Genomic DNA, 7481 nt, shown 5'->3' with positions numbered 1-7481 from the left:
CGGCGGTGCCGCCGCCGGGCGCAAGCTGCACGACGCAGAGCCGGTCGCGGCGCGGCACGAGGCCGAGTGTTTCCGTATCGATCGCGATCGCGCCTCTATAACGGGCGGCGTCCGGCTCTGAAATATCGCCTTCGTGGTAACGGATGGTGGCGGCCATGGCTGTCTCTTGTCGTTTCAATGTCTCACGTCGCGCTATAGCGCAAAGGCAGCCGTAGCGATACCGCTTTAACGTTCTTCGAGCGTTAGAATGTCGGTGGTGTATTGATCCACAGGAGCACGGTCTCGCCATCGTGACGATTGCGCCAGGAATGATAGCGGCGGCTTTCGAAGTAAAGCGAGTCACCCGGGCCGAGATCAAAGAACTGGTCGGAATCGAGAACGAGTTCGAGGCGACCCGAAAGCACATGCATGAATTCCTCGCCTTCATGCCGGTAGGCGCCTTCGCTGGCAGCCCCCGGTGCCAGCACGAAACGATGGCAATCCATCATGCGTCGGCCTTCGGCCAGCAGTTGCACCGTAACGCCGGGCGTCGTCTGCGGCCAGGTGCGCCATTCGCCGGAACGGATGATTGCGGTAACGTCTTCGCTCTCCTCGCCGGAAAGGCGCGAGACTGTGGTGCCGTAATATTCCGCGAGATCGTGCAGCGTCTTGAAGCTGACGCCCTGCGACGTGCGCTCCAGCGTCGACAGGGTCGAAGAGGTGATGCCCATATCGTTCGCCACCTGCTCCAGCGTCTTGCCCGCCGCATGGCGAAGACTGCGAAGCCTGCGGCCGATGTCGGAAGTGCTGCTGCTTTCGGCGCTTTCGGCCGATGGGTCCTCGCTTTCCAGCGCCTCGCGGATCGCAGCCGGATTAAGGCCGCGCTCGATGCGATACCACGAAATCCGCTTCAGACGGGCGACATCCTCGGCGCTGTATTGCCGATGCCCTGTTTCCGAGCGACCGGGAACGAGCAGGCCCTGGCTTTCCCAGAGGCGCGCCGTGGAGGCGGAAATGCCTGCCAGCCTTGCCGCTTCGGCCACCTTGTAGCGTACCGGACCGTTGGTGTTCATCAAGTAATAAATCCCTGATTCCGTGTTTGTTTTAGGCATTATGCGTGTCAGAATCTTTTGGCGCGAGCATCCATCAAAAAGCGTGATGTTTGAAGCAAAAAATGCCGCTTGATTTCCTGCAGGAAAAATGTAGGAGTTTTCTAAACGCCTTGCAGAAATTATGCAAGATAATTCCTCTACCTCAGGCGCAGGAGCGCGAGCGCACGATGAACACGATCACCCTTACGGACCGGAAGAATGCCGCCATTTCGCGCGGCGTTGGCATGACCACGCAGATCTATGCCGACCGAGCGGAGAATGCCGAGATCTGGGACAAGGAGGGACGCCGCTACATCGATTTCGCGGCCGGTATCGCAGTGCTCAACACGGGCCATCGCCATCCGCGAGTGATCGCCGCGGTAAAAGATCAACTCGATCACTTCACCCATACCTGCCATCAAGTCGTGCCTTATGAAAGCTACGTGCATCTCGCCGAACGTCTGAACGCGCTGACGCCCGGAAACTTTGCCAAGAAGACGATCTTCGTGACGACGGGCGCCGAGGCCGTCGAAAACGCCGTGAAAATAGCGCGTGCTGCGACCGGCCGCTCCGCCGTCATCGCCTTTGGCGGCGGCTTCCATGGCCGCACCTTCATGGGCATGGCGCTGACCGGCAAGGTCGTGCCCTACAAGGTTGGCTTCGGCGCGATGCCGGGCGATGTTTTCCACGTGCCGTTCCCCGTCGAGATGCATGGGGTGTCTCTTGAACAGTCGCTTTGCGCCCTGAAGAAGCTCTTTGCCGCCGATGTCGATCCGCAGCGCGTCGCCGCTATCATCATCGAACCGGTTCAGGGCGAAGGCGGTTTCTATCCGGCGCCGGTCGCATTCATGAAGGCGCTACGCGAACTCTGCGACCAGCACGGCATTCTACTGATAGCCGACGAAGTGCAGACGGGCTTTGCACGCACGGGTAAGATGTTTGCGATGGACCACCATGAGGTCGCGCCCGACCTGATGACCATGGCAAAGAGCCTTGCCGGCGGCTTTCCGCTGGCTGCCGTCACCGGTCGCGCGGAGGTCATGGATGCACCTGCCCCTGGCGGTCTCGGCGGCACCTATGGCGGCAACCCCCTCGGCATCGCAGCGGCACATGCCGTGCTCGACGTCATCAAGGATGAGGATCTCTGCAACCGAGCCAACCAGCTCGGCGGCCACCTGAAGCAACGGTTGGAAGCTCTGCGCGACAAGGTGCCGGAAATCGCCGACATCCGCGGCCCGGGCTTCATGAACGCCGTCGAGTTCAACGACAAGGCGACAAAGCTGCCGAGCGCGGATTTCGCAAATAGGATCCGCCTGATCGCGCTGGATAAGGGTCTCATTCTTTTGACCTGCGGCGTGCACGGAAACGTCATTCGCTTCCTTGCCCCGATCACCATCCAGGACAATATCTTCGTCGAAGCGCTCGACATCCTCGAAGCCTCTATCCTTCAAGCAAGTGCGGGCAAGTAACCGCCCTTCGGAGTAAATGACATGTCATTCACGACTGCACTGACCAAGCACGTGCCCTTTTCCTCGCCGTTCCTCCGCGACTGCGGATACATCAACGGCGAATGGACGAGGGGCGAAGCAACGAAAACCTTCGACGTTTTAAACCCGGCCACAGGCGAAGTGCTCGCCTCGCTGCCGGACATGGGTGCTGCCGACACCCGCAAATCCATCGACGCGGCCTATGCGGCGCAACCTGCATGGGCAGCACGTCCTGCAAGGGAGCGTAGCGCTATCCTGCGCAAGTGGTTCGACCTGATGGTTGCCAACGCCGATGAGCTGGCGGCGATCCTGACGGCGGAAATGGGCAAACCCTTTCCTGAAGCGCGCGGCGAGATCCTTTATGCCGCCGCTTATATCGAATGGTATGCGGAGGAAGCCAAGCGCATCTACGGCGAAACGATTCCCGCTCCTTCCAACGACAAGCGCATGATCGTCATCAAACAGCCGGTCGGAGTGGTCGGCACCATCACGCCTTGGAACTTCCCAGCAGCGATGATTACCCGCAAGATCGCTCCGGCGCTGGCTGTCGGCTGCACGGTTGTTTCGAAACCCGCCGAGCAGACCCCGCTTTCGGCGATCGCGCTTGCGGTTCTTGCCGAACAGGCCGGCATTCCGGCTGGCGTTTTCAACGTCATTGTCGGCGAAGACGGTCCGGCGATCGGCAAGGAACTTTGCAGCAACGACAAAGTGCGCAAGATCAGCTTTACCGGTTCGACGGAAGTTGGCCGCATCCTGATGCGCCAGTGCGCCGACCAGATCAAGAAGGTAAGCCTCGAGCTCGGCGGTAACGCACCCTTCATCGTCTTTGACGATGCCGATCTCGATGCCGCCGTCGAAGGCGCGATCGCCTCCAAATACCGCAATGCCGGCCAGACTTGCGTTTGCGCCAACCGGCTCTACGTCCAGTCAGGCGTCTACGACGCATTTGCGGCCAAGCTGGCAGCAAAGGTCGAATCCATGTCCGTCGGCGACGGCTTCGAGGCAGGCGTCACGATCGGCCCGCTGATCGACGCGCAGGGCCTTGCGAAGGTCGAAGATCACGTCAGCGACGCGCTTTCCAAGGGCGCCAGGGTTCTGACCGGCGGCAAGCGCATCGAAGGCGCCGGCACCTTCTTCACGCCGACGGTATTGACCGGCGTTGCCCGCGGCATGAAGGTCGCACGTGAAGAAACTTTCGGTCCTGTTGCTCCACTCTTCCGCTTCGAGACTGTTGAAGAGGTGATCGAACAGGCCAACGACACAGAATTCGGCCTTGCCGCATATTTTTTCGCCGGCGATCTGAAGAAGGTCTGGAAGGTTGCCGAAGCGCTAGAATATGGCATGGTCGGTATCAATACCGGCCTGATGTCCACCGAGACGGCGCCCTTCGGCGGCGTCAAGCAATCCGGGCAAGGCCGCGAAGGTTCACGCCATGGCGTCGATGATTATCTCGAAATGAAATACCTGTGCATCGGCAATCTCTGAGCCGAAAGTCAAAGGGCGCCGTCGACGGCGCCCTTTTACAGTCAATAGTGCGGCGGACGCGTGATCGCCGGGGCTTCGAGGGATTGCTCCTCAAGGGACAGAAAGCGTTCCGTCAGCCGGTCGAGCTTGGTGCGCATCTGCTCGACTACCTTCCATTGCTCCGCGAGTTGATCGGAAAGCTCGTCGATCGTCTTTGCCTGATGGGCGACCATTTCCTCAAGTTTGGTGATTCGACCCGTCTCGTCGGACATCGGTTTCCTCCCGGCAATTCCTGCCTTTCCAAAGCGGAAATAAGTCTTTGCGTCAATGCTTTTGCGGCTCGCAAAAAACGATTCCGAAAGTGAACCGTTTAGTTACTAATAGGGCTTGCCGTCCTTGCCCAGGTGGGATAGGCCCTGTCTCATCAGGGAGGAAATCTGATGGATGTAGGAAACGGCTTTCTTCATCCGGACCGGCTCTTTCCGGCCGATCCGGCAACGCGAACCATCGCGCGCGACCTTTACGAAGCGGTTCGCAATCTGCCGATTGTAAGCCCGCACGGGCACACCGAACCTTCGTGGTTTGCCGAGGACAGGCCTTTCGAGGATGCAGCTTCGCTGCTTGTCATTCCCGATCACTATCTTTTCCGCATGCTGCACAGTGTCGGCGTCAAGCTCGACGATCTCGGCGTGCCGCGGCTCGATGGCAAGCCGGTCGCAGAGGGCCGGGCGATCTGGCGGGCATTTTCTGCACAATATCACCTTTTCCGGGGTACGCCTTCCAGTCTCTGGGTCGATCATGCGATGTCGGCCGTGTTTGGCTGCGAAGAGCCGCTGACCCCGGATAATGCCGATAAGCTTTACGACCACATCAACACACAATTGGCGCTGCCCGAATTCCGCCCGCGCGCGCTGCACAAGCGTTTCGGTATCGAGACGATTGCGACGACGGAAGGCGCGCTCGACCCGCTGACCCATCACCAGAAGATGGCGGCTGAGGGATGGATCGGGCGCGTGCGCACCACATACCGGCCCGACAGCGTCACCGACCCGGACGCCGTCGGTTTCCGTGCCAACCTCCTGCAATTCGGCGAAATCACCGGCACCGACATTACCCGGTGGGATGGCATGGTCGATGCGCACCGCAAACGCCGCGCCTATTTCCGCCAGTTCGGCGCAACGGCCACGGACCACGGCGTGCCGACGGCCTTTACCGCCGATCTCCCGCTTGCCGACAAGCAGGCGCTGCTCGACAAAGCCCTGAGAGGTCCTCTTTCTGGGGCCGATGCCGAACTTTTCCGTGGCCTGATGATGACGGAGATGGCCGGCCTCTCGGCCGAAGACGGCATGGTGATGCAAATTCATGCCGGCTCCCGCCGAAACACCGACAGCGGCCTTTTCCAGACGCGCGGTCCGAACATGGGCGCCGACATTCCGACACGCACGGACTGGGTCGGCGGCTTGAACGCTCTGCTGTCGAAATACGGCCATGCGTCCGGTCTCAGGGTTCTGCTCTTCACACTCGACGAGACGACCTATGCCCGCGAACTGGCACCGATGGCCGGGCACTGGGAGTGCCTGATGATCGGTCCGCCCTGGTGGTTCCATGATAGCCCGAACGGCATTCGCCGCTATCTAGACCAAGTCGTTGAAACGGCCGGCTTTGCCAATCTCGCCGGCTTCAACGACGATACGCGGGCACTGCTTTCAATCCCCGCCCGCCACGACGTCTGGCGCCGCGAGGTCTGCCGCTTCCTGGCGCAGCTCGCAGCCGAGCACCGGATTTCAAAGAAGGATGCCGAGATCGTCGCGCGCGAACTTTCCTATGACAATGCGAAGAAGGCATACAAGCTGTGACGGAGCGACTGCAAAACCTGACGAGCCTTGCGCCGACGGCAAAACTTCCGGCCTATGACCGAAGCAGGCTGAAAAGCGGCATCGTGCATCTCGGCCCGGGTGCCTTTTTCCGCGCGCATTTTGCACCCTTTACAGATGCGGCACTTGCGGCCGCCGGCGGCGACTGGGGCATTGAAGTCGCAAGCCTGCGCACCGCCGATGTCGCCGATCATCTGAACGAGCAGAACGGCCTCTATACGATGCTCATCCGCGATACGTCGGGGACGACAGCGCAGGTGATCGGCCCGATCCTGAAGGCGCATGTCGCAACGCGTGACCCAGCAGGGCTGCTTGGCCGCCTGGAAGATCCGGCAATCCGCATCGTCAGCCTGACGGTGACCGAGAAGGCCTATGGTCTGCATACCCTTACTGGCGGCCTCGATCTCAACCATCCCGACATCGCCACCGACCTTATCCATCCGCATGCGCCGCGCGGCGTTGTCGGCTATCTTGTCGAAGGGCTGGCCCGTCGGCGTAAAAAGGGTATTGCGCCCTTCACGCCGCTGAGTTGCGATAACCTGCCGAGCAACGGCGCAGTCCTCAAGCGCCTGGTTCTCGAATTCGCGAGTCGCGTCGATCCTTCGTTGCACGACTGGATCGAGCAGACCGTACCCTTTCCCTCCACGATGGTGGATCGCATCACCCCGGCCAGTACCGACGTTACCTATGCCGATGCCGAACGCCTGACGGGGCGGCAGGATCTCGCGGCAATCGAGACCGAGCCCTTCACGCAATGGGTGATCGAAGACCATTTCGCCAATAGCCGCCCGGCTTGGGAGAAGGCTGGCGTGCTGATGGTCGAGGAGGTCTCGGCCTACGAGAAGATGAAGCTTCGCATGCTGAACGGGGCGCATTCCCTGCTCGCCTATCTCGGATATATAGGTGGCTATGAATACATCCGCGACGTCATGGAAGATGCCGGATTGGCAGCGCTTGCGCGGCGCCACATGAGCGCGGCAGCTGCGACCCTCGATCCCGTTCCAGGGATCAATCTCGAGCACTATGCGGAAGAACTCATAGCGCGCTTTGCAAATAAGGCGATCGCGCACCGCACCTATCAGATCGCCATGGACGGGACGCAGAAACTGCCGCAACGTCTCCTGGAGCCGGCAACGGAAGCGCTTGTTCATGGCAGCAAGGCGGAGACTTATGCAATCGCAGTCGCCGCCTGGATGCGCTATGCGCTGGGCGTCGACCGGAACGGCAAAAGTTACGAATTGCGTGATCCCAGAGCTCGTGAAATCGCACATCTCCTTACAGATGTCCCGCGAAATGGCGCTGCGGTAGCAGCGGCGCTTTTCGGCCTGCCCGGGCTCTTCCCAGCGGCACTGGCGAAAAACGCCGCCTGGACCGAGGACGTGGCGAACAAGCTGGAGATTCTGATCCAGGATAACAGGCTGCCGTTGATCTGAGTGGAGGCGCCGCGTTACTCCGCCGCCACCCGCGCCCAGGTCCTGGGCGCTCGGGCTCTTAATCGGGTGATTCACGGTGGCGTGGCTGGACTCCTGTCATAAGGACAGGAACGAGGAGAGAGGTTGGGCGCTTGCCCGCATAGCAAACGCCGA

Annotated in this window: 6 protein-coding genes and 1 pseudogene; 4 read left to right on the top strand and 3 right to left on the bottom strand. The window is 60.7% G+C overall.

All coding sequences use genetic code 11. The features are described 5' to 3' along the window. Both C9413_RS05400 and C9413_RS05395 read right to left on the bottom strand, forming a co-directional pair. A pseudogene (locus C9413_RS05400) lies at positions 1–157 on the bottom strand (ribonuclease D); the annotation flags it as partial. Between the two features lie 85 nt (positions 158–242). Then, on the bottom strand, positions 243–1052 hold the full coding sequence (locus C9413_RS05395; protein WP_039843479.1) for a MerR family transcriptional regulator: 810 nt from the start codon (positions 1050–1052) through the stop codon (positions 243–245). Between the two features lie 206 nt (positions 1053–1258). On the opposite strand from C9413_RS05395, the gene C9413_RS05390 reads away from it, so the two are divergent. Both C9413_RS05390 and C9413_RS05385 read left to right on the top strand, forming a co-directional pair. Then, the gene (locus C9413_RS05390; RefSeq protein WP_039843478.1) at positions 1259–2539 is read left to right on the top strand and encodes a 4-aminobutyrate--2-oxoglutarate transaminase; all 1281 of its coding nucleotides are present in this window, start codon (positions 1259–1261) and stop codon (positions 2537–2539) included. Between the two features lie 21 nt (positions 2540–2560). Beyond that, positions 2561–4042 carry an NAD-dependent succinate-semialdehyde dehydrogenase gene (locus C9413_RS05385; protein ID WP_039843477.1) on the top strand — a complete coding sequence of 494 codons (1482 nt, stop codon included), beginning with the start codon at positions 2561–2563 and terminating at the stop codon, positions 4040–4042. 41 nt (positions 4043–4083) lie between these two features. Here the strand turns inward: C9413_RS05385 and C9413_RS05380 are convergent, their stop codons facing one another. Next, positions 4084–4293 carry a SlyX family protein gene (locus tag C9413_RS05380; RefSeq protein WP_039843476.1) on the bottom strand — a complete coding sequence of 70 codons (210 nt, stop codon included), beginning with the start codon at positions 4291–4293 and terminating at the stop codon, positions 4084–4086. Between the two features lie 168 nt (positions 4294–4461). On the opposite strand from C9413_RS05380, the gene uxaC reads away from it, so the two are divergent. Next, positions 4462–5877: a glucuronate isomerase gene (gene uxaC, locus C9413_RS05375; RefSeq protein ID WP_039843475.1), complete on the top strand. Its 1416-nt coding sequence runs from the start codon at positions 4462–4464 to the stop codon at positions 5875–5877. Continuing rightward, positions 5874–7328 carry a mannitol dehydrogenase family protein gene (locus C9413_RS05370; RefSeq protein WP_039843474.1) on the top strand — a complete coding sequence of 485 codons (1455 nt, stop codon included), beginning with the start codon at positions 5874–5876 and terminating at the stop codon, positions 7326–7328. Before uxaC ends, C9413_RS05370 begins: the two co-directional genes overlap by 4 nt. Positions 7329–7481: the final 153 nt, after the last annotated feature.

The organism is Rhizobium sp. SEMIA 4085 (assembly GCF_013004495.1).
GTDB lineage: Bacteria > Pseudomonadota > Alphaproteobacteria > Rhizobiales > Rhizobiaceae > Rhizobium > Rhizobium gallicum.
This window is presented reverse-complemented; position numbering and strand designations above follow the sequence as displayed.